Origin of the sequence: Streptomyces sp. NBC_00328, from assembly GCF_036139655.1 — a bacterium.
GTDB lineage: Bacteria > Actinomycetota > Actinomycetes > Streptomycetales > Streptomycetaceae > Streptomyces.
This window is the reverse complement of record NZ_CP108013.1, coordinates 3,851,873-3,871,921: the sequence shown is the minus strand read 5'-3', so window position 1 is coordinate 3,871,921 and position 20,049 is coordinate 3,851,873. Positions and strand designations below refer to the sequence as shown.

At 72.4% G+C, this 20,049-nt stretch carries 20 protein-coding genes and 2 pseudogenes; 10 read left to right on the top strand and 12 right to left on the bottom strand.

All coding sequences use genetic code 11. From position 1 onward, the window contains the following. Positions 1-65: 65 nt before the first annotated feature. A pseudogene (locus tag OG485_RS16935) lies at positions 66-419 on the bottom strand (ATP-grasp domain-containing protein); the annotation flags it as partial. Between the two features lie 130 nt (positions 420-549). On the opposite strand from OG485_RS16935, the pseudogene OG485_RS16930 reads away from it, so the two are divergent. Further along, positions 550-1,881, top strand: a pseudogene (locus OG485_RS16930) (glycosyl hydrolase); the annotation flags it as partial. Positions 1,882-2,284: 403 nt separating this feature from the next. Here OG485_RS16930 and OG485_RS16925 read toward each other — a convergent pair. From OG485_RS16925 to OG485_RS16885, 9 genes are all read right to left on the bottom strand, one after another. Next, positions 2,285-3,415 carry a GNAT family N-acetyltransferase gene (locus OG485_RS16925; protein WP_328669197.1) on the bottom strand — a complete coding sequence of 377 codons (1,131 nt, stop codon included), beginning with the start codon at positions 3,413-3,415 and terminating at the stop codon, positions 2,285-2,287. Next, positions 3,412-4,068, bottom strand: coding sequence for a lipopolysaccharide biosynthesis protein (locus OG485_RS16920; protein ID WP_328669196.1), 657 nt, complete (start codon positions 4,066-4,068; stop codon positions 3,412-3,414). Before OG485_RS16920 ends, OG485_RS16925 begins: the two co-directional genes overlap by 4 nt. A gap of 16 nt (positions 4,069-4,084) precedes the next feature. Further along, positions 4,085-5,197, bottom strand: a complete 1,113-nt coding sequence (locus tag OG485_RS16915) for a glycosyltransferase (protein ID WP_328669195.1) — start codon at positions 5,195-5,197, stop codon at positions 4,085-4,087. Continuing rightward, on the bottom strand, positions 5,194-5,958 hold the full coding sequence (locus tag OG485_RS16910; protein ID WP_328669194.1) for a polysaccharide deacetylase family protein: 765 nt from the start codon (positions 5,956-5,958) through the stop codon (positions 5,194-5,196). Before OG485_RS16910 ends, OG485_RS16915 begins: the two co-directional genes overlap by 4 nt. Then, positions 5,942-7,708 carry a murein biosynthesis integral membrane protein MurJ gene (gene murJ / locus OG485_RS16905; protein ID WP_328669193.1) on the bottom strand — a complete coding sequence of 589 codons (1,767 nt, stop codon included), beginning with the start codon at positions 7,706-7,708 and terminating at the stop codon, positions 5,942-5,944. The genes OG485_RS16910 and murJ overlap by 17 nt, the downstream gene beginning before the upstream one ends. 212 nt (positions 7,709-7,920) lie before the next feature. Next, entirely contained in the window at positions 7,921-9,336 is a 1,416-nt protein-coding gene (locus OG485_RS16900; protein WP_443048713.1) for an O-antigen ligase family protein, read from the bottom strand. A gap of 4 nt (positions 9,337-9,340) precedes the next feature. Continuing rightward, positions 9,341-10,777: an exopolysaccharide biosynthesis polyprenyl glycosylphosphotransferase gene (locus OG485_RS16895; protein WP_328669192.1), complete on the bottom strand. Its 1,437-nt coding sequence runs from the start codon at positions 10,775-10,777 to the stop codon at positions 9,341-9,343. Beyond that, on the bottom strand, positions 10,774-11,973 hold the full coding sequence (locus tag OG485_RS16890) for a glycosyltransferase family 4 protein (RefSeq protein ID WP_328669191.1): 1,200 nt from the start codon (positions 11,971-11,973) through the stop codon (positions 10,774-10,776). The genes OG485_RS16895 and OG485_RS16890 overlap by 4 nt, the downstream gene beginning before the upstream one ends. A gap of 40 nt (positions 11,974-12,013) precedes the next feature. Then, on the bottom strand, positions 12,014-12,625 hold the full coding sequence (locus OG485_RS16885; RefSeq protein ID WP_328669190.1) for a hypothetical protein: 612 nt from the start codon (positions 12,623-12,625) through the stop codon (positions 12,014-12,016). A 323-nt stretch (positions 12,626-12,948) separates the two neighbouring features. Here OG485_RS16885 and chpG point away from each other — a divergent pair, with 323 nt between their 5' ends. From chpG to OG485_RS16850, 7 genes are all read left to right on the top strand, one after another. Then, on the top strand, positions 12,949-13,188 hold the full coding sequence (chpG, locus tag OG485_RS16880) for a chaplin ChpG (RefSeq protein WP_328452311.1): 240 nt from the start codon (positions 12,949-12,951) through the stop codon (positions 13,186-13,188). 250 nt (positions 13,189-13,438) lie between these two features. Further along, a complete protein-coding gene (locus tag OG485_RS16875; protein WP_328669189.1) occupies positions 13,439-13,741 on the top strand; it encodes a hypothetical protein in 303 nt (100 codons plus the stop codon). A gap of 86 nt (positions 13,742-13,827) precedes the next feature. Next, positions 13,828-14,067, top strand: a complete 240-nt coding sequence (locus OG485_RS16870) for a chaplin (RefSeq protein ID WP_443048712.1) — start codon at positions 13,828-13,830, stop codon at positions 14,065-14,067. A 165-nt stretch (positions 14,068-14,232) separates the two neighbouring features. After that, positions 14,233-14,730: a DUF5949 family protein gene (locus OG485_RS16865; protein ID WP_328669188.1), complete on the top strand. Its 498-nt coding sequence runs from the start codon at positions 14,233-14,235 to the stop codon at positions 14,728-14,730. Beyond that, a complete protein-coding gene (locus OG485_RS16860; protein WP_328669187.1) occupies positions 14,730-15,359 on the top strand; it encodes a vitamin K epoxide reductase family protein in 630 nt (209 codons plus the stop codon). The genes OG485_RS16865 and OG485_RS16860 overlap by 1 nt, the downstream gene beginning before the upstream one ends. Before the next feature lie 114 nt (positions 15,360-15,473). Then, complete coding sequence (locus OG485_RS16855; RefSeq protein WP_328669186.1) at positions 15,474-16,037, top strand: tyrosinase family oxidase copper chaperone; 564 nt, start codon at positions 15,474-15,476, stop codon at positions 16,035-16,037. Beyond that, positions 16,021-16,887: a tyrosinase family protein gene (locus OG485_RS16850; RefSeq protein ID WP_328669185.1), complete on the top strand. Its 867-nt coding sequence runs from the start codon at positions 16,021-16,023 to the stop codon at positions 16,885-16,887. Before OG485_RS16855 ends, OG485_RS16850 begins: the two co-directional genes overlap by 17 nt. Positions 16,888-17,005: 118 nt before the next feature. Here the strand turns inward: OG485_RS16850 and OG485_RS16845 are convergent, their stop codons facing one another. Both OG485_RS16845 and OG485_RS16840 read right to left on the bottom strand, forming a co-directional pair. Then, positions 17,006-17,344: a chaplin gene (locus OG485_RS16845; RefSeq protein WP_328669184.1), complete on the bottom strand. Its 339-nt coding sequence runs from the start codon at positions 17,342-17,344 to the stop codon at positions 17,006-17,008. 198 nt (positions 17,345-17,542) lie between these two features. Further along, on the bottom strand, positions 17,543-18,502 hold the full coding sequence (locus OG485_RS16840; RefSeq protein ID WP_328669183.1) for a D-2-hydroxyacid dehydrogenase family protein: 960 nt from the start codon (positions 18,500-18,502) through the stop codon (positions 17,543-17,545). Positions 18,503-18,631: 129 nt separating this feature from the next. Between OG485_RS16840 and OG485_RS16835 the strand changes: the two genes are divergently transcribed. After that, positions 18,632-19,219: a hypothetical protein gene (locus OG485_RS16835; protein ID WP_328669182.1), complete on the top strand. Its 588-nt coding sequence runs from the start codon at positions 18,632-18,634 to the stop codon at positions 19,217-19,219. 31 nt (positions 19,220-19,250) lie between these two features. Continuing rightward, positions 19,251-20,000, top strand: a complete 750-nt coding sequence (locus OG485_RS16830; protein WP_328669181.1) for a YcnI family protein — start codon at positions 19,251-19,253, stop codon at positions 19,998-20,000. Positions 20,001-20,049: the final 49 nt, after the last annotated feature.

The following is a 20,049-nucleotide window of genomic DNA, read 5'->3' as shown; positions in this document are numbered from 1 at the left end:
GCGCCTTGCACGAAGCGCATGGCCGGGCCGAAGGCGGAGGCGGTGATCAGACCCGCCATGAAGGTGAGCTCCTCGCCCGGAGCGCTCACCGCGAGGGCGCTCACGTCATCCAACGGGACCAGTACGACGGGCCGGGAAACCCGGGCGGCCACTTGGCGCAACACCGCGGCGATGTCCGCGGGCGGCGAACCGGGTGGGGGCGGAGGATGCGTCTCGCTGGCAAAGCGCGATCTGCGGACGGGAATTCCCTCGGAATCCGCGACCGGGTGCACCTCCGCACCGGCTCTGCCGAGTGAGCGCACGGCTCCCGGCGTTCCTTGGTGAAAGGGATTCCGGTCGATGCGCAGCAGCACGGCGGGGACTCGGCTCTCGAGATTCTGAACGGGCTTCTCCTTCGGAATGGAGAGGGGCGGGGGCACCGGGCATTCACCCGTGCGAGTGATCACCAAAACGGGAGGCCGGAAGCCCGGTTGGCTGAATACGCATTCATATGACTGAGTGTCAGTAATCGGAAGGGAAATCCGAGGATCAAGAGGGAGAGGAGCAGGCATGGCCCCACAGCGGCAGCGGCAGCGACCCCGGAGCGGAAGACTGGCGTTCATCGCGGCCGGCATCGTCACGTCGGTCGCGCTCGCGTCCGGCCCGGTGTACGCCGTGGGCGCCGGGGCGGTGCGGGTAGGCGACCCACCGGCTCCGACACCCACGACGGCGGAACCACCCCTGAACCTCCCGGCCGGCGGTGGCGTTCCGGCCGCGGGGTCGGCCTCGGTTCCCACCGGGACGCCGCGCCCGGCCGACGGCGTACCCACGGCGGCGGTCACGGACGGCGTGAAGCCCGCCCGGCCGGGCGCGGCCGGGCTGCCTGCCTTCGGTGCCTACCTCGACTTCGGCCCTGAGGGCGTCGCCCGTATCGAGCAGCTCAGCCGGTGGCTCGGTGGCACCGAACTGCGGGTCGGACACACGTATCTGCCCGGCGACCGCTGGAGCAACATCGAGGGTGCGCCCGGATTCCTGGATGCCTGGGCGGACTGGCGCCGCCGCCAGGACGACCGGATGCTCGTCCTCAACGTCCCGATGATGGAGCGCAACGAGGAAGGTCTCTCCGACGGCCAGGTCCGTCGGCTGCTGCGCGAGGCCGAGACCGGAGCCTTCGACCACCATTTCCGCGCGCTCGCCGAGCGGCTCGTCGAGCTGAAGGTGCCCGACACCGTCATCGTGCTCGGCTGGGAGATGAACGGCATCACGTACTCCCATCGCTGCGGTCCCGACCCGGAGGCATGGAAGACGTACTGGAACAGAATCGTCACCGCCATGCGGTCGGTGCCGGGACAGAGGTTCCGGTTCGATTTCGCCCCGAACCGCGGCCAGGACGCCATTCCCTGGACCGAGTGCTATCCCGGTGACGACACGGTCGACATCATCGGCATGGACGCGTACGACCAGCCGTCGGGAGCCTCGTTCGACGAGCAGGTGAAGGAGCCGTACGGGCTTCAGGAGCAGGTGGATTTCGCCAAGGCCCACGGCAAGTCCATTTCCTATCCGGAGTGGGGCCTTTATCGCAACGGCGACAACGTGACGTACATGAAGGACATGCTCGCGTGGATCGACGAGCACAAGCCGCTGTACAACACGCTCACCGACTACTGCCCGCACGGTGTGTGGCAGTGCCAGGACAACCCGTCGGCGGCCGAGGTCTTCCGGGCCGCAATGTCCACCTTGGACGATCCGCTGCCCACGGCTCCGGCCGCGACCCCGACGTCCGATCCGGCGTCGACGCCGACATCCGCGGCGACCTCCACGCCCGTACCGGCTTCGACACCGACGACCGAGCCCGCCTCCACGCCGAAGCCGACCCCGACGCCGGAACCTGAGTCGACACCGGAGCCGGTCTCCACGCCGACCGTGACGCCCGAGCCGGTGCTGACGCCGGCCAAGACGCCGGTGCCGAAGCCGGTCCCGACGCCGGTCGAGACCCCGGTGTCCGAGCCGGTCTCCACGCCGACCGTGACGCCCGAGCCGGTGCCGACACCGGTCAAGACGCCGGTGCCGAAGCCGGTCGAGACCCCGGTGCCGGAGCCGGCATCCACGCCGACCCCGACCCCGACACCGCCCCCTGCGCGCGAGCCCGTGCCGCACGCGACGCCGGACCCGGCCACCTGTGCGCCGCTGGAGCTCGGTGACTGGGTCGAGTACTGGCTAGGCGGGAAGCCGTGCGTGCGGCTCGACTGGTCGCCGGACGAGTGGTGGTCGAGCGGCTGGTGACCCTCGGGTGGCGGCGGGTCGGTCAGGGCCTGCCGCCACCGCGTTCCTTCCAGCTCCGCAGCAATTCCTTGCCCCGCCGGCGCGCGGCGACGTCGCAGATCACCGTCGACATCAGCAGCGCCGTACGCCGACGGGCCAGGAGCAGCCGTTGGTTGACGACCGGGTCCGGGCGCCAGTGGTGCTTGTACGGTTCGTCGCCGCGCAGCAGGCTCAGCGTCCAGCGGTCGCCGCCCTCGGTGTGCCGGGAGCAGGCGTCGAGCAGTATCACCGCCACGTCCGCCTTGCGTTCGCGCAACCGCGGATGGGCGCCGTACAGATAGCCGCCCGCCAGGCGCCGGGACAGCAGCGTGAGGTCCACGGCCATCACGGTGCCGTCGAGCCGGAACTCGGTGACCACCGCGTCCCCGGACCGCACCATCGGGCCGACCGAGCGGACCAGATGCTCCGAGAACCGTTCGTGGAGGTGCTCGGAGGTCACCTTCCGGCCCTCCCACTGCAACCGGTGCAGTTCGAGCAGCCGGCCGAGGGCCGCGTCCACCTCGTCGTGGCCCACCACCCGCTGTTCGACCCCGAGCGCGGTGAGTTTGCGCAGCTTGGCCCGGACGCGCTGGGCCTTGGACGAGGGGAGGCGGCCGACCAGCTCGTCCATCGAGGTGGCCGGGAGCTCCAGGCACAGGGAGTCCCCGACCCGGCGGCGCGGTCCGCTCCAGTGCTCGTAGATCCGCTCCATCGCGCCGCCGGGGCGGACCTCGCGGAAGTCGATCAGCGCGGTGCGGGCCGCGGCCGACAGCCCCTCGGCGAGCAGGGCCGCCGCGCGGTCGGCGTGCTCGTCGTCGAGGAGCACGTCCGCGTAGTCGGAGATCGGCCCGCCGAGCGGCACGAGCGTCGGCAGCGGGCGGCGGGCCCGCATCAGCGGCGCGACCGCGAGCAGTTCACCGCCCTCGCGCACGACCATCAGACGCAGCCGCCCCGGTGTGCCGTACGAGAGCCACCAGGAGTGCAGCCAGGCGTGGCTCTGGAACGCGGTGGCCGCGCCGCACCGGCGGTACAGGCGCCCCCAGGCCTCCGCCAGTTCGGCGAACTCCCGTTCCTCGGTGACGAGTTCGGCCGGAGCGGTGTCGCGTACACCGGCCCGGAGTGTCGTCGCGCTCACAGCTGGCCGTGCACATCGGCGGCGGTGGCCGGGCCCGGTACCGAGGCCGGGCGGACCGTGTCGGCGGTCCGCCGGGGACGGACCAGCAGCACGAGGCCGCCGAGCAGTCCGCCCGCGCTCGCGCCGACCAGGCCCGTCACCGTCGGGGACGGGGAGGACGCCGATGTCGGCTTCATCGCGCGGGAGAACGACAGAAGCTGGACGTGGGTGCTCTTCTGGCTCGCGTTGGCGTGCTGGGTCAGGGAGCGGGTGACCGCGTTGGCCATGTCGGCGGCCCGGCCGGAGCGTGAGGAGGTCGCGGAGACGGCGATCATCGGCGCGTCCGGGGAGGTCGCCGTCCGCACGTCGGCCTCCAGCGTCTTCACCGGCACACCGGCCCACACCTGCGCGTCCCCGAGCACCGCGAGCTGTGTGGCGACCCGGCCGTAGGCCTGGGCGAAGCCGAGCGCGGCGGACGGATCACCCTTGTCCGTCGGAACGGCGATGACGTAGCTCGTGGCCGTGTAGGCCGGCGGCTTCATCACGCCGTACGCGCCGCCGAGCGCGCCGCCGAGCACGGTCGTGGCCGCGAGCAGCGACCACGCCGGGATGGTTCTCGCCCGGGAAAGGGACGAACCCGAGGGGCGGTGGCCCCTGGTGAGGTTTTCGGACATGTGGAACTCACTCCAGTCAGGTGCGCGAGACAGCGGCCGCGTACACGTCCATGAGCTGTGCGGCGCTGCGGGTGATGCAGTAGTGGCGGGCCGCCTCCGGGGCCGAGCGGGGGGCGGGGCCCCCGGCACGGACGCCGGCCAGCGCGCGGGCTAAGGAATCCGCACCGCCCGCCACCCGGGTGGCGCCGCGCGCCACCCCGGGCGGGAGGTCCTCGACGGCCGGGCAGGAGACGTACAGCACCGGCAGTCCGGCCGCCAGCGCCTCCACGACGGCCAGCCCGAACGCCTCCTCGGGACTGGGCGAGGCGAGGACGTCCATGGCCCCCATCAGGGACGGCAGATCGGCGCCGGGAGAGCCGCCCGCGGGGCGTTCCCCGGCGAACAGGACCCGGTCCGCGACCCTGGCGTCGTGCGCAGCGCGCCGCAGCGCGGTCTCCTCCGTGCCGCCGCCGACCAGCAACAGCCGGCAGTCCCCGGGCAGCTCGGCCATCGCGCGGATCAGGACGTCGAACCGCTTGCCGGGCGCGAGCCGGCCGACGCCGCCGACGACGTACGCGTCCTGGGGGAGCCCGAGCCGGCGGCGGGTGCCTTCGCGCAGGTCCGGGGCGAAGCGGAAGCGGGTGATGTCGACGCCGTTCGGCACGACCTCGATGCGTGGTGCGGGCACACCCCAGCGCCGCAGCCGTTCGGCGACCGTGGGCGAGACGGCGACGGTGGAACGGCCGAGCCGCTCGCTGGCCAGATACAGGGCGCGTACGCCCGGGCCGAGCCGGCGGCCCTCCATCTGCGAGTGGCCGAGCGAGTGCTCGGTGGCCACGACCCCTTTGACCCCGGCCAGCCGGGCGGCGAGCCTTCCGTACACGCAGGCCCGGTAGAGGTGGGTGTGCACGAGGTCGTAGCGGCCCGCGCGGATCACCTTCACCAGGCGGGGGAGCGCGGCGAGGTCGCGGTTGCCGGACATGCCGAGGTGGATCACGCGCACGCCGTCGGCGGCGAGCCCCTCGGCGACGGCGCCCGGATTGGTCAGCGTCACGACGTCGCAGGCGACGGGCAGGTGCCGCAGCAGCAGCCGCAGCTGCTGCTCGGCGCCACCGACACCGAGGCCGGTGATGATGTGCAGCACCTTCACCGGACCGCCTCGACGGGGCGCCGGCGCAGCCGGTGAAGGCGGTGCTTCAGGAACAGGCGTACGGAGGTGTCGTTCTCGCCGATGTGCACACGGGGGAGGGCGTACGGGCCGGTCAGCGGGCCGGGGTCGATCCCGCAGCCGTAGCCGTATCCGGCCTCGCGGACGGCGTCGACGACCCGGCGGTCGACGGTCCCGTACGGGTAGCAGAAGCCTTCGACGTGAGCACCGATCAGCTCCGAGAGCACCGCTCTGCTCTCCGCGACCTCGGCGCGCAGCACGGCGTCGTCGGCCTTAGTCAGGTCGACATGGGTGAGTCCGTGCGAGCCGACCTCCATGCCCTCGGAGGCGGCGGTGAGCCGGATGCCCTGCTTGCCCAGCAGCGGTTTGCGCGGGCCCAGCGGATCCCAGACGTTGTCGCCGTCGAGCCGGCCGGGCAGCACGAACAGGGTGGCGCCGAACCCGTGGCGCCGCAGGAGGGGGAGCGCGGTCTCGACGAAGTCGGCGTACCCGTCGTCGAAGGTCAGGCCCACCAGATCCCGCCCCTGGCCGCAGGCACGGGCCGCCAGCAGGTCCGCGACGCACACCCCGCGCAGACCGCGCCGGCTCAGCCAGCCGAGCTGTCGGCCGAGGCGGTCCGGGGAGACCGTGACACGGTACGGGTCGTCGGAACAGTCTCCGACGGAGTGGTACATCGCCACCCAGGGCGGCGCGTCGAGGGAGCTCGTACCGGTACGTCTGCTGGTGTCAGCGGAAACGGGCATTCTGAACCCTTCGTGTGACGGAACGGAGTGCGGGGACGAACCCCTCGACCCGGAAGGCCCAGGCCAGCAGGGCGAAGACGAGGGTCACGACCGTGCAGCCGACGACGAGTCCGAGCAGCGGGGAATCCACGCCCCTCGCGCACAGACCACCGGTCACCGCCGCGGTCAGGGCGGCCCGCAGCGGTTTGCCGATCTCGGCCACCACCGCGCGGGTGCGGATCGGCACACTGCGCGGACCCATGCCGTACAGCAGGAGCACGGCGGTGAGGGTGACGCCGGCCGCGTTGGCCGCGGCGATCCCGCGGACCCCCCACGGGCCGACGGCCAGGGCCCCGGCCCAGCCGGTCGCGACGACCCCGGCGGTCATCGCGAACAGCGGGTACCAGGTCGGCCGCCCCGAGCAGAAGTACGAGCGCACGAGCGCGCCGACCAGGGTGTGACCCAGCAGTCCGAGGGCGTACACCCGTATGACCGCCGCCGTCGCCGCCGTGTCCTGGGCGGTGAACGCGCCGCGCTGGAAGAGCAGCTGGATGATCTGCGGGGCGCACGCCACGACCACGGCCGTGCCGAGGAGCACCGTGCAGGCGACGAGGGTCAGATCGCGCTCCACCCGGTCGCGGGCCCGCTCGGTGTCGCCCTCGGCGATGGCCTGCGCGACCACCGGGAAGGTGACCGTGCAGAGCATCAGCGAGAGCACCATCGGCATCTGGGCCACTTTCTGGGCGTAGTTCAGATGCGAGATGGCCCCGGCGGGCAGCGAGGAGGCGAGGAAGCGCTCGATGAGGACCTGGGACTGCCGGCACAGCGCGAAGAGCAGGACCGTACCGATGAGGGTCAGGTCCATCGGGCGGGCCGGCTCACCGTCCGGGGTCCCGGTCGCCGGCCGCCCGCGCCGCAGCTGCCGCCACAGCGACGGTGCCTGCGCCAGCACCATGAGCGCGCCGCCGACCGCGACACCGAGGGCCGCCGACCGAACGCCCCAGCGGGCGCCAAGGACGAACATCGCCCCGATGATCGCGGTGTTGTACGCGATGTAGATCGCCGCCGGTGCAACGAAGCGCCGGTGCGCCCGCAGGGCCGCGCTGCAGTACCCGGCGAGCCCGAAGGAGAACACACAGGTCGCGGTCAGCCGGGTGCAGTCCACCGCGAGCCGGGGGTCGGGCAGGCCGGGCGCGAGTGCCTCGACCAGGTACGGCGCCCCCGCGACGAGCAGCGCGCCGAAGGCCGCGAAGGCGAACGCCAGCCGGGGCAGGGTGGCGGCGACCAGGGCGCGTACGGGATCACCGGCGGCTCCCCGGGCACGCCGCGTCACGGCCATGCTGAACGCCGGGATCAGCACGAAGGCCAGCCCGTCCTCGATCAGCAGCGTCGCCGCGAACTCCGGCACCGTCCACGCGACGAGGAACGCGTCCGTGTCCGATCCCGCTCCGAACAGATGTGCCAGCGCCTGGTCCCGGCCGAGGCCCAGCAGGGCTCCGGCGATCGAGAGGGCGACGGTGACGAAAGCGGCCTTGGCGAGGAACCGGTCGGAGGCGGCTCCGGGCCGGTCCGCCTTCTTCCGGTCCGCCTTCTTCCGGCCCTTCCGGGAACCGGGGGTCCTCACGGCGACGGACGCGGGCTGTGGACCGTCGGGAGGGCCGGAGACGCGGGCGGGTGGCAACGGGAAGGACGGCTCGGCGCCGGTTCCCGCGGCGGCACCCGCCCCCGAGCCGACGCCCGCCCCCGTCTCCGATTCCGTCTCCGTGCTCATCCCCACGCCCCCCACACCCATACCGCCCCTCGCACGGGTCCCCGTGCCTGTGCCGGTCTCCGTGCCGTCTCCCGAACCGGTGCGCGCACCCGAACCTGTCCCCGCCCCCGTGCCCGCTCCCGGACCGGTCCGCGCGCCTGTGTCCGTCGCCCTGCCCATCCCGAAGTCCGGGGTGGTGTCCGGGCCTTCCCCCGCCCTGGGCGGCGTCACCGTCATCGCGCCGCGGCCTCTTCCCGTACGGCGGCGGCGGGGGCCGCGGCCCCGGTGCCGGGCGTGGCCGACGGATCCATCAGGGCCCACCAGCCGATGACGCCGAAGACGACGGCCGTCAGGACCGTGGAGGGGCCGCCGATGTCCGCGTACACGAAGTCGACGAGCTGCCAGACGAGCAGCCCGCACGCGACGAGCGCGCAGTCCGTGCCGTGCGGGGTACGGCCCGCCGCCGCGAGGCCGGGGCCCGGGGCGTGCCGTGCCGTGCGGCGTAGGCGGAAGAGTCCGCGCAGCGCGCACACCAGCAGTGCCAGCCAGCTGCCCGCCAGCGCGAGCAGTCCGACGAGACCCTGCTCGCTGAGCACGAGGAGATACATGTTGTGCGGCGAGAGCAGCGCCTGCTTGTGAAAGGCGGTTCCCGCGCCCGCGATGTCGCTGCCCGAGGAGAGCGCGAGCGAGGCGTGACCGTCCCGGTACTCGGGGAAGCCCTTCAGCCCGACGCCCGTCAGCGGGTGTTCGCGCCACATGTCGGTGGCCGCCGCCCACATCGTGTACCGGTCGGTCACCGACTGGTCCGGCGCGTCGGTGACCTGCGTGATGCTGGTGACGCGCTCCTGGAGCATCGCGCTGCCGAGGCCCAGCCCGCCCACCAGGATCATCCCGGCCGCGGCCAGCGCGGCGACCGCCTTCACCGCGCGCCGCAGCCCCGCCAGCACGAGCTGCGCGCCGCAGGCCACGGCCGTGGCGATCCACGCGCCCCGGCTGAACGACAGCGCGAGCGGCGGCAGCAGGGCCAGCGCGCACAGCACGGCGACGGAGCGCTGCCGTGCCTCACCGGCTCCCAGGGCCAGCGCCACCGCGCACACCACCCCGAACGCGACCACCGTCGCCATGCCCATCACGTCGGTCGGCCCGAAGGTGCCGACCGCCCGGACGTCCTCGCCCTGGTACGAGGCGCCGGTCCCGGTGACGTACTGCCGCACCCCGATCGCCCCCTGCCACAGCGCCAGCGCCACGAACGACCAGGCCAGCAGCCTGAGGTCGCGCCGGTCGCGGACGAGCAGCAGGACCGCGGCCGGCACCAGCACGAAGACCTGGAGATAGCGGGTGAGCCCGGTGATCCCCGTGCCCGGGTCCGCCGCCCCGGCCGCCGCGACCGAGATGCCGACCACAGGGAGACCGAGAACCAGGGCGGCGGTCGCGGACAGGGGGCGCCGGCGGGTCCGTACGAGACGGATCGCGCAGCAGAGCACCACGAGACCGGACATGGCGTCCGCGATGTTCGCGCCGCCCTTGCCGTTCGGCGCGATCGGCAGCCCGAGCAGCGCGATCACCGCGAGGACGGGCAGGACCGGCAGCGCGCGCCGCAGGGCGGCGGTCACGCTGTCCAGGGGGGTGACGGGCAGGGCCTGGCTCACCGGCTCAGCTCCCCGTCGGGCGCACGAGCGCCGCGGCCGTGCGCAGCAGGATGCAGATGTCCTGCCACATCGACCAGTTGTCGATGTACGCGTTGTCGAACCGGCACCGGTCCTCGATCGAGGTGTCGCCGCGCAGCCCGTGCACCTGGGCGAGTCCGGTGATGCCGGTCTGCATCCGGTGCCGGGCCGCGTAGCCCGGGTAGGTCTGGCTGAACTTGGCCACGAAGTAGGGCCGCTCGGGGCGCGGTCCGACCAGGCTCATGTCGCCCCACAGGACGTTCAGGAGCTGGAGCAGCTCATCGAGCGAGGTGCGTCTGAGGAACGCGCAGAAGCGGCTCATCTCCTGTTCGCCCGCCACACTCCAGCGGGTCGCGGCCTCGTGCGCGTCGACCGGGCGGTGGGTGCGGAACTTCAGCAGCGTGAACGGCCGTCCGTCCTTGCCGATGCGCTCCTGCCGGAACACCACACCGGGCCCGTCGGTCAGCCGCAGGACGGCCGCGAACACCAGCAGCAGCGGACTGACCAGCAGCAACAGCGTGCCGGAGACGGCGACATCGAGGAACCGCTTCCCGAACGCGGCGCGCCGGGCGCCGATCGACAGGGGGCGGCAGGCGAAGCCGGCCAGCGTGTGCCGGCCCGTGCGGTCGTACGACGGGGAGTCCGGGTCGACCTCCCACAGCTCGCAGCCCGCGACGGCCAGCGCCCGCAGCATCGGCCCGCGTCTGACCGGCGGCTCCACCACCAGCACGGCCCGCACCCCGTTCTGGATGAGCGCCCGCTGCACCTCCTCGCCGGTGGTGAGCACCGGCAGTCCGTCGGGGCCGGTCGGCCGGTCGGCGACGACGCCGACCGGCCGTACCCCGCAGTTCGGGTGGCGCAGGAAGGCCGCGGCCACCCGCTGCGCGGTCCCGGCGGGACCGATCACCAGGGCGGCGCCGGGGTGCCGCGTGAGGGCCCGGCGACGCCGCCAGTGCACGGTGCCCCGGCCGGCGCAGCTGATCACCGACTGCGCGGCGCATCCCAGGGCCAGCGTCCGGGTCGTCAGCGCGTCGTCCGGGGCGAACGCGGCGAAGACGGCGGCCAGGGCGCACCAGGTGACCGCGATCCGCGCGCAGACGGCGGGCAGTTCGTCGAGCAGGGCGGGCAGCGGCGCCGGCCGGTACAGGGAAGCCCGGGCGTTCAGCAGGACCACGACCAGCAGCAGCGCGACGACGGACAGCGGGTGCCGCTGGATCTCCGTGAGCGCCTGTGCGGCCGTCAGCGCCGCGACGGCGTCCACGGCGGCCAGCGGCAGCCAGGAGACGCGCCGGACCGTGTTCCGCTGTCCGGCCGGGAACCTGAAACCGCCGTCGCTCTCGCGCGACGACATGACCGAGACGGGTGAGAATCCGTACTCCCAGGGCTGTCCGCCGGGGGTGGGAACGGTGCTTTCCGCAGTCACGAGTGGATGGACTCCCTGCACTCGGTGTGGTCCGCGCACATGACCTTTCCGGCGTGCTGCGGCTCTCGGCCGGCCAGCAGTTCGCGGTACACCCCCGCGACCGCGTCGGCCGTGAGGCGCACGTCGTGCGTGGTCAGTACGTGGCGGCGCCCCTGGCGGCCGAGCGAGGCGCGCAGCGGGGGATCGGCCAGCAGCGCGCCGATCGCCTCCGCCAGCGGCGCCGGTTCCGGCGCGGCCACCAGACAGCGGGCGTCGTGCCCCGGCGGCAGGCTCTCGCGGGCGCCGTCCACGTCCGTCATGACGACCGGACGCCCGCAGGCCATGGCCTCCAGCGGGGCCAGCGCCATGCCTTCCCAGCGGGACGGCAGCACCACCAGATCGGCGGCCTGGTACCAGGGCACCGCGTCGGCGGCGGCCCCGGCGAACAGCACGTCACGCGGTGCCACGGCGCGCAGCCGCGCCGAGTCCGGTCCGTCCCCGACGAGCACGAGCCGCGCCGCGGGCATCCGCCGCAGCACCGAGGGCCACGCGTCGAGGAGGATGTCCTGCCCCTTCTGCCGGCACAGCCGTCCCACGCACACCACCAGGGGAGCGGCCGGACCGACCTCCGCGAGCAGCGGCAACCCGGCTCGTACGGCGTCCGCGTCGGCGGGGTGGAACCGCCCGGGGTCGACGCCGTTGGGGATCACCCTCCACGGGGCGCGCACTCCGGCTCGTACGCCGGTCGCGCGCTCCGCCTCGCTGACGCACACCACCCGGGACGCCCAGCGCGCCCCCCACCGCTCCCAGCGCAGCGCGAGCGCCGCGGCGGCACCGTCGACGGCCTCGAACGACCAGGCGTGCGGCTGGAACACCGTCGGTACCCGTCCACGCAGCGCGAGCCGGGCCGCGAGCCCCGCCTTCGCGCTGTGCGCGTGCACCACGTCCGGCCGTACCCGCGCCAGGACCCGGCCGAGCCGCCGTACCTCCTGAGCGAGCTGAGGCCCCGGCGCCCGCGTCGCGTGCCAGGACCGTACGTCCGCGCCGAGCGCCCGCAGCTCCCGGGCGAAGCCGTTGCCGTCCGGGCAGGCGACGGTCACCCGCGTTCCGGCGGCGATCTGGGCACGGACGAGGTCGGTGACCACGCGTGCGACACCGCCGTCGACCGGCTGCGTGACATGAAGGACCCGCGGCGGAGGGTCTGTTGGCAGATGCATGCGCGGTTCCTTGCTCACGGGCGGCGCACCGGGGCGCGCGTCACTGCTTCGCGTCGACGGCGGCGAAAAGTGCTCCGATCCAGGCCGCGTCCCGCTGCGAAACGATCCGGAAGGCCAACTGGTCACCCCCGCCGCGGATCCCCTCGCCGAGTTCGAGGATCTCCGAGTCGCAGCCGAGGGTGTTCGCGTACGAGGGCACCCGCCTCGGGGCACCGGGTCCGGGCCCGCCGATCGTGGAATTCGGCACGTCGTCCCGGGGGTCGGCCAGGTCGCCCGGCGACGTCGGCGTACCGCGGCCCGTCGAGACGGACAGTGAGCCGCCCCCGCCTCCGCGGTCGCCGTTGTACGCGACCGGGCCCCGGCCCCGTACGTGTCCGGGGAGCTCGATCCGGTCCAGCCGGACCACGCGCTCCTCGCCGGAGCCGAGTGTCCCGGCCGAACTCCGGCAGCAGATCGAGGAGTTGACGGTCCGTACGACTCCGCCGTGCTGGAGCGCGTGGTACCGCTGGGTGAACGGGAGCGTCTGTGCCCGCGCCGCGGGCGGCCTGTCGGCAGGCGGCTCCGCGGACGCGGGGCCGCCGGGCGCCCAGGCGGCGAGGGCGGAGCCGCCCACGATCGCACGGCGCAGCGGCAGGCCCGGGGAAGTACGCATGACCGGCGGTGCCCTTTCGGGGAAAAGGTTCTGGACGAGAGGACGGGCGGAAATCCGAGAATCGGATGAATCAGGCGTGTGCGCGTCGGCTCCCCGCGAGCCCCCGGCGCCCCTGGACGCCTGCTTCCAGCCGTCCTTGGAGAGCCTGACTCTAGCTGGTGTCCACCTTTGTCATCGAAAACTGTGATGTGTGTCGGAACGGTCAAGTCCAGCCGTCCGAGACATCACCCCTTTGGAGGCACAACCCGCGTGAGCCTCACGCGTTGCACCAGAGCCGGGCATTCCGCCCGGATGTTGTGTCGATTTCCAAGGAGCACTTCCCCATGTCGCGTATCGCGAAGGGCCTGGCCCTGACCTCCGTTGCCGCCGCCGCCGTAGCCGGCACCGCCGGCATCGCCGCCGCCGACAGCGGCGCGCACGGCGCGGCCGCCCACTCCCCGGGCGTCCTGTCGGGCAACGTCCTGCAGGTTCCCGTTCACGTCCCGGTCAACGTCTGCGGCAACACCGTGAACGTCATCGGTCTGCTGAACCCCGCGGTCGGGAACACCTGCGTCAACGGCTGACGCCGTCGCGGACCCTTCCGGCCGGCCGTCCTCCCGAAACGGAGGGCGGCCGGTCCGCGTCGGCGCGCCCGGCGCCGGCCGTTCGCGCGAAAGCCCGGCACGGGCTGGTGCCGTCCGGCGTGACGCGCCGGGGCTCCCGGCGGGGCGCAGGAATTCTCCGCACGCGGAGTTTCCGTTGCGTTCGGGGCTCGTTAGGCAGCGCACAGAGGAATTCCCTCCGGTGACATCCGTCGCCGAAGAAAGGAACACGATGAAGTCTCTCAAGGCCGCCGCGGTGGTCGCCGGGTCCCTGGTCGTCGCCGGCGCCGCCGCGCCCGCGTTCGCCGCCGGAGCCTCCGACCTCGCGCCCTCCAGCCTCAACGGCGCCCTGGAGACCGTCACCAGCCAGCGTTCGCTCAGCGTGCAGGACGTCTTCCCTCTCCAGCACCAGTCCAACGCGCTCGACACCGAGAACAAGGACTCCGCGCTGAGCGGAGTGAACAGCGCGGCGAAGACGCTGAACACGACGGCCTCCCCCGCGCAGCTCCTCGGCGGGCTTCCCCCTCAGGGTTAGTCGTATCCCTTGCGTGCGTGTCTTTCCGCAATGCCTTCGGGCATTTCCCTAGGCTCTGGAGAAAATCTCCGATGAAAGGGCTCACAATGAACACTGCCAAGAAGGCCGCTCTTATTTTCGCCACCGTCGGAATGGCCGCGGGTGCCGCCGCGGGGAGTGCCGCCGCGGACTCCGGGGCCGAGGGTGCCGCGGTCAATTCCCCGGGCGTTCTGTCGGGCAATGTCGTCCAGGTCCCCGTTCACGTCCCGGTCAATGTCTGCGGCAACACGGTCGACGTTATCGGTCTGCTGAACCCGGCTTTCGGCAACGTCTGCCTCAACGACTGACATCGCGCGGCCGATGTGGTGACAAGGGCCGATTCCCCAGGTGCGGAATCGGTCCTTCGCGCTGTTCGAGCCGCGTACCTCGTTCGTGTGGTCACACTCCCTGACATCCCCCGGTCGGGTGATATCGGGTCAGAACCCGAACGGGCGCATCGATAAGGTTCCGCGGTGACCTCAACCTCAAGCGAAAAGCGCTCACTTCGGAGCGCCGATCTCGGCACGCTCGCCGTCATGGCATTCAGCGGAGAGGCTCCCGACGGCGACATGCCCTATCTCCTCGCCTACTCGCTGGGAGACGGCGAAGGGGGCCCCGAGGGCTCCGCCGCGGCCATCCGGCAGCTGCTCATCGACAACGGACTGCCCGTGGGCGACAAGCTCATCGACGGATCCCGGCAGCCGAGCCTGCCGCTCACCCTGCTCGTCGAGGCCGGCCAGGCCGTCGTCAGCATGCCGTACCTCAATGCCCGGTGCGTGGCGCCGCCGGAGTGGCTCGAGGCGGTCGGGGAACGCGGCTACGCCTACTTCCTGTTCGCCACCCGTGCCTGGCCCGTGGCCCAGCCCGGCAAGCCCGTCGCGCCCGAGGACCTGACGGCCTTCGCGGGCGACGAGGAGACTCTGCTCAGCGCGTCCCACGTGCTGCTGCCCGCGCGCAGGCTGCGCGGCTGATGGCGGCCGCCGCGGGATCGGGGGCGAGCGGCGGCGACGGTCCGCGCGGCCACACCGCCGGCAGCGGCCGGGCCCTGGCCGTGCTGCTGGTGATCACCGGGGCGGCCGGTCTTCTCGCCGCGTGGGTCATCACGATCGACAAGTTCAAGCTGCTGGAGAACCCGAACTTCGTTCCGGGGTGCAGCCTGAACCCGGTGGTCTCGTGCGGCAGCGTCATGAAGAGCGAGCAGGCGTCGGCCTTCGGGTTCCCCAACCCGATGCTGGGCCTGGTGGCGTACAGCGTGGTGATCTGTGTCGGCGTGAGTCTGCTGACCGGTGCGGGATTCCCGCGGTGGTACTGGCTGACCTTCAACGCGGGCATGTTGTTCGGAGTCGGATTCTGCAGCTGGCTCCAGTTCCAGTCGTTCTACCGGATCAACGCACTGTGTCTGTGGTGCTGTCTGGCGTGGGCCGCCACGATCATCATGTTCTGGTACGTGACATCCTTCAATGTGCGGAACGCATTTCTGCCCGCCCCGGAATGGCTGAAGGTATTTCTCGCGGAGTTCACCTGGGTCGTTCCGGTGCTGCACATCGGCATCATCGGAATGCTGATCCTCACCCGCTGGTGGGATTTCTGGACGAGCTGAGGTCTCCCTATCGGACGACTAATGAGTCCGTCGGGGGAATCTTGATCTGATGACGTTCCCGGAATCGTTACGTGATACCGACCGAAACAGCATCGATTCGCCGAGGAGAGAAGCATGTTCGCCAGCTGGATGCCGGGCAGAGTACCGAGGCGCGGGCGGGGCGGCCGGGTGCCGGGCGACCCGGCGCGCGGCCGCGGGACGGAACGCGTGGCGGGCGGGCTGGCGCTGACCCGGCGCGGTGCGATGCGGGGACTGCTCGTGTCGGCCGTCGGCGTGGCGCTGGCCCCCGTCGTCGCGGCCTCACGGCCGCCGCGCCGCCGCCCCCGGGACCTCTCGTTCGACGAGGTGTACCGAGGCCGGCACATCCTCGGCACGCAGAGCCGCTCGGACGGCAGGGCCGCGTTCGCGGGCGGCGAGTGGCAGGTCACGGTGGACGGCCGGCCGCTCCATCTGATGCGCCGCGCGGACGGCAGCTATCTCAGCATGGTGGACCACTACGAGTCGTATCCGACACCGCTGGCGGCGGTCCGCGCGGCCGTCGAGCAGCTGGGCCCGGCCGAGCAGCTCAGGCGCATGGATGGCATGGACGGCATGGCGGCCGGCGTGGGCGGGCGGGGGATCGGCACAGGGAAGAACGGTACGGAGGGGAGCGGCCACCACCATGGTGTACACGCGTAAGAACGTCAGCACCCTCACGAGCGCGGAGCGGCGCCGTTTCGTCACCGCGATGCTGGAGGTCAAGCGCCGCGGAGAATACGACGAGTTCGTCCGCAGGCACATCGACTACTACGTCTCCGACGGCGACGGCGGACTGCGCGCGGCCCACATGGCGCCCTCGTTCCTGCCCTGGCACCGCTGCTTCCTGCTGGACCTGGAGCAGGCGCTCAGGCGCGTGGACTCCGGTGTGAGCGTGCCGTACTGGGACTGGACGCGGGACCGCACGCCGGCCTCCGCCCCGTGGACCAAGGACCTGCTCGGCGGCGACGGGCGGCGTTCCGACCGGCAGGTCATGACCGGACCCTTCGCCTACGCGCAGGGCAAGTGGACGATCAAGGAAGGGGTGACCGACGGCGCGTTCCTCATGCGTGAGTTCGGCCGCCCGCGCAAGCCGATCCAACTGCCCACACGGGCCGCGCTGAACGCGGCCCTGAACGACCCCGTCTACGACACGGCGCCCTTCGACTCGACGACCACGCGCGGCTTCCGGAACCGGCTGGAGGGGTGGGGGCACGGGACCGGGAACGCCACCTGGGAGAACCACAACCGTGTCCACCGCTGGGTCGGCGGCCACATGCTGGGCGGCGCCTCGGTCAACGACCCCGCCTTCTGGCTGCACCACGCCTTCGTCGACCTTCAGTGGTCCCGCTGGCAGAAGCTGCACAAGGGTGCCCGCTATCTGCCCGAGCGGCCCCCGGGTTCACGTGACTCCCAGTACCGGCGCATCGTCGCCCGGCGCGAGAAGATGCCCCCGTGGGGCGTGACGCCGGAATCGATGGAGGACCACAGCCACATCTACCGGTACGCGTAGCCACAGCCACAGCCACAGCCACAGCCACAGCCACAGCCACAGGCAACGGCAACGGCGAGGCCCCCGACGGTGACGTCCCGCCGGGGGCCTCGCGCGTGCAGGGCTCGGTGTGCTGGGCTCAGTTGCCGTAGCCGCGGGCCTCGTGGTGCTTCTTGACCTCGTGGTGCTTCTTGGCCCCGTGGTGCTTCTTGCCCGCCTTGTGCTCCTTGAAGTGGGCGTCACCGTTCACGCAGGTGTTGCCGAAGGCCGGGTTCAGCAGACCGATGACGTTGATCGTGTTGCCGCACAGGTTGACCGGAATGTGGATCGGGGCCTGGATGACGTTGCCCGACAGGACACCGGGCGAGCCGACGGCCCCGCCCTGGGCGCCGGCGTCAGCCATGGCCATTCCGGCCCCGCTGAGGGCAACGGCACCCGTGCCCACGACGACTGCGGCGGCCTTCGCGATGCGAGACATCACGTTCTCCTTCGACTCGATGAGTGCGATGGCTCGGACGCGACCGCACTTCCCGTTCAACGCGTCCGTCCGCACCTGGTCACGGGCGTTCTGCCAGGGGATCATTGTTCGAACAGGAGCCGGACGGGCGGCCGTTCGTCCGGCTCCTGTGATCGGGCGGACCTGTGATCGGCCGAGCCGGTGATCGGGCGGGCGCGGTCAGCCGAGGCGGCGCAGGGGTGTGCCCGCCAGGAACGCCTGGATGTTCTCGACGGCCGCCCCGTAGTACGTCTCGTAGTTGGACCGCGACACATAGCCGAGGTGCGGGGTGGCGAGCAGGCGAGGGGCCGAGCGCATCGGATGGCCGGCGGGCAGCGGCTCGGCGTCGAACACGTCGACGCCCGCCCCGGCGATACGCCCCGCGTGCAGCGCGGCCAGCAGGGCGTCCTGGTCGACGATCGCCGAGCGCGAGGTGTTGACGAGGTAGGCGGTCGGCTTGAGCAGGGCCAGTTCGGCGGCGCCGACGAGCCCCCGGGTGCGGTCGCCGAGCGCGAGGTGGACGGAGACGAAGTCGCTGTCCGCCAGCAGCTCTTCCTTGGAGGCCGCGAGGTCCACCCCCACCTCCTCGGCCCGTTCCGTGGTGAGGTTCTGGCTCCACGCGCCGACCCGCATGCCGAAGGCGAGCCCCACCTGGGCCACCCGGCCGCCGATCTTGCCCAGCCCGAGCAGGCCGAGCCGCCGGCCGTGCAGATCGGCGCCGACGGTGCTCTGCCAAGGACCGCCCGCCCGCAGGGCGTTGTTCTCCGTGACGATCCCCCGTGCGAGGCCGAGCAGCAGGGCCCAGGTCAGCTCGACCGGCGGCGTCGAGGAACTCGGCGTGCCGCACACGGTCACCCCGTGCGCCTCGGCGGCGGCGTAGTCGATCGCCGAGTTGCGCATCCCGGAGGCGATCAGCAGCTTCAGCCGCGGCAGCCGGGCCAGCAAGGACGCCGGGAAGGGCACGCGTTCGCGCAGTGTGACGACGATGTCGAAGTCCGCCAGCGCGGCCGCCAGCGCGTCCTCGTCACCGAAGTGCCGGTCGAAACCCGTGACTTCCACGGTGTCCGCGACGGGCGACCAGTCGGCGATCCGGGTCGCGACGCTCTGATAGTCGTCCAGCACGGCACAGCGAAGACGCATGTCGGGTCCCTCCCAGGCTCAGCCGGACCCTACCCGAGCCGTGGTACGCGGAGCCGGGCGGACCACGACGGCGGACCGCGGGGGGAAGCCGCGACGGTCACTCCCTCCCCATGGCAGTATCTGGGCACTATGAATGCGTCGCCGGCGGTACGGAGTCTGCGCGCCGCGGTGTTCGCCGTCCTGTGCGTGCTGCTGGCCGCCGGGGGGCACGCGCTCGCCACCGGGCAGGCGCCGCCGCTGTGGGCGGAGGGCGCCGGACTGCTGGCCGTCTTCGCCACCGGCTGTGCGCTGGGCGGCCGCGAACGGTCCCTGTCCGGGATAGGCGGCGCCATGCTCGTCGCGCAGGCGGGACTCCACCTCGGCTTCGGGGCCGCCCGGCCGCGCATGGCGATGAACATGCACGGGATGCACATGGCGTACCCGGCCGCACACGCCCTGACCCCGCACGCCACGGCCGCGCATGTCGCCGCCGCTCTGCTGGCGACCTGGTGGCTGCGGCGCGGCGAGGCCGCCCTGTGGTCCCTGCTGCGCCGGGCCGTGACGTTCGTCCCGGGGCTCGCCGCATGGTGGAGGACGAGGACGGGACCGTCTCCGGTACGGCCGTACGGAGATGTCGTGCGCCGGAAGGCCGTCGAGCCGTGGCCGCTCGGCCGGCCGCTGCTGCGTCACGCCGTCTCGCGCCGGGGACCGCCGGCAGGGCCCGCTCACACGCCCTGACCACGTTTCCCTTCAGTACGGAGTTCCCCTGATGTCCCCGATCAGCACCACCCTGCGCCGCACCGGCACCGTCGCCGCCCTCGCCGCCGCCGGCGTCCTGACCGCCGCGGGCGCGGCCTTCGCGCACGTGACGGTCCACCCCGAGAGCTATGCCAAGGGAGCCACGGACGGCCTCCTGAGCTTCCGTGTCCCCAACGAGGAGGACACCGCCAGCACCACCAAGGTGCAGATCTTCCTGCCCACCGATCACCCGGTCCTGGGTGTCCTTGTCACCCCGCAGGCGGGCTGGACCGCGAGGGCGACGACCGTCAAGCTGAAGAAGCCCGTCAAGACGGACGACGGCACGATCACCGACGCGGTCTCCGAGATCACCTGGACCGGCGGCCGGATCCGCCACGGCGAGTTCCAGGACTTCCAGGTCGCCTTCGGCCAGCTCCCGGACGACGTCGGTCAGTTGACCTTCAAGACGCTCCAGACCTACTCGGACGGCAAGGTGGCCCGCTGGATCGAGCAGCCGCAGAAGGGCGAGGAGGAGCCGGAGAGCCCGGCTCCGGTGCTCACCCTCACCGCCGAGGGCGCGGCAGAGAAGCCCGCTTCGGCCGGGACAGGGGCCTCCGGTTCCGACTCGTCCTCGTCCTCGGCCGCCGCTGAATCGACCGCGAGCGACAAGAGCAGTGACTCCACGGCACGCGCCCTGGGCACCGCGGGTCTGATCGTCGGCGTTCTCGGTCTGCTCGCGGCGGCCTTCGCCGTCGTACGCATCCGGAAGGCCCAGCCCTAGCCCGTACTGACGCCGCTCCCTTGGTGCGGCCGCCGCTCCGTCGACTTCC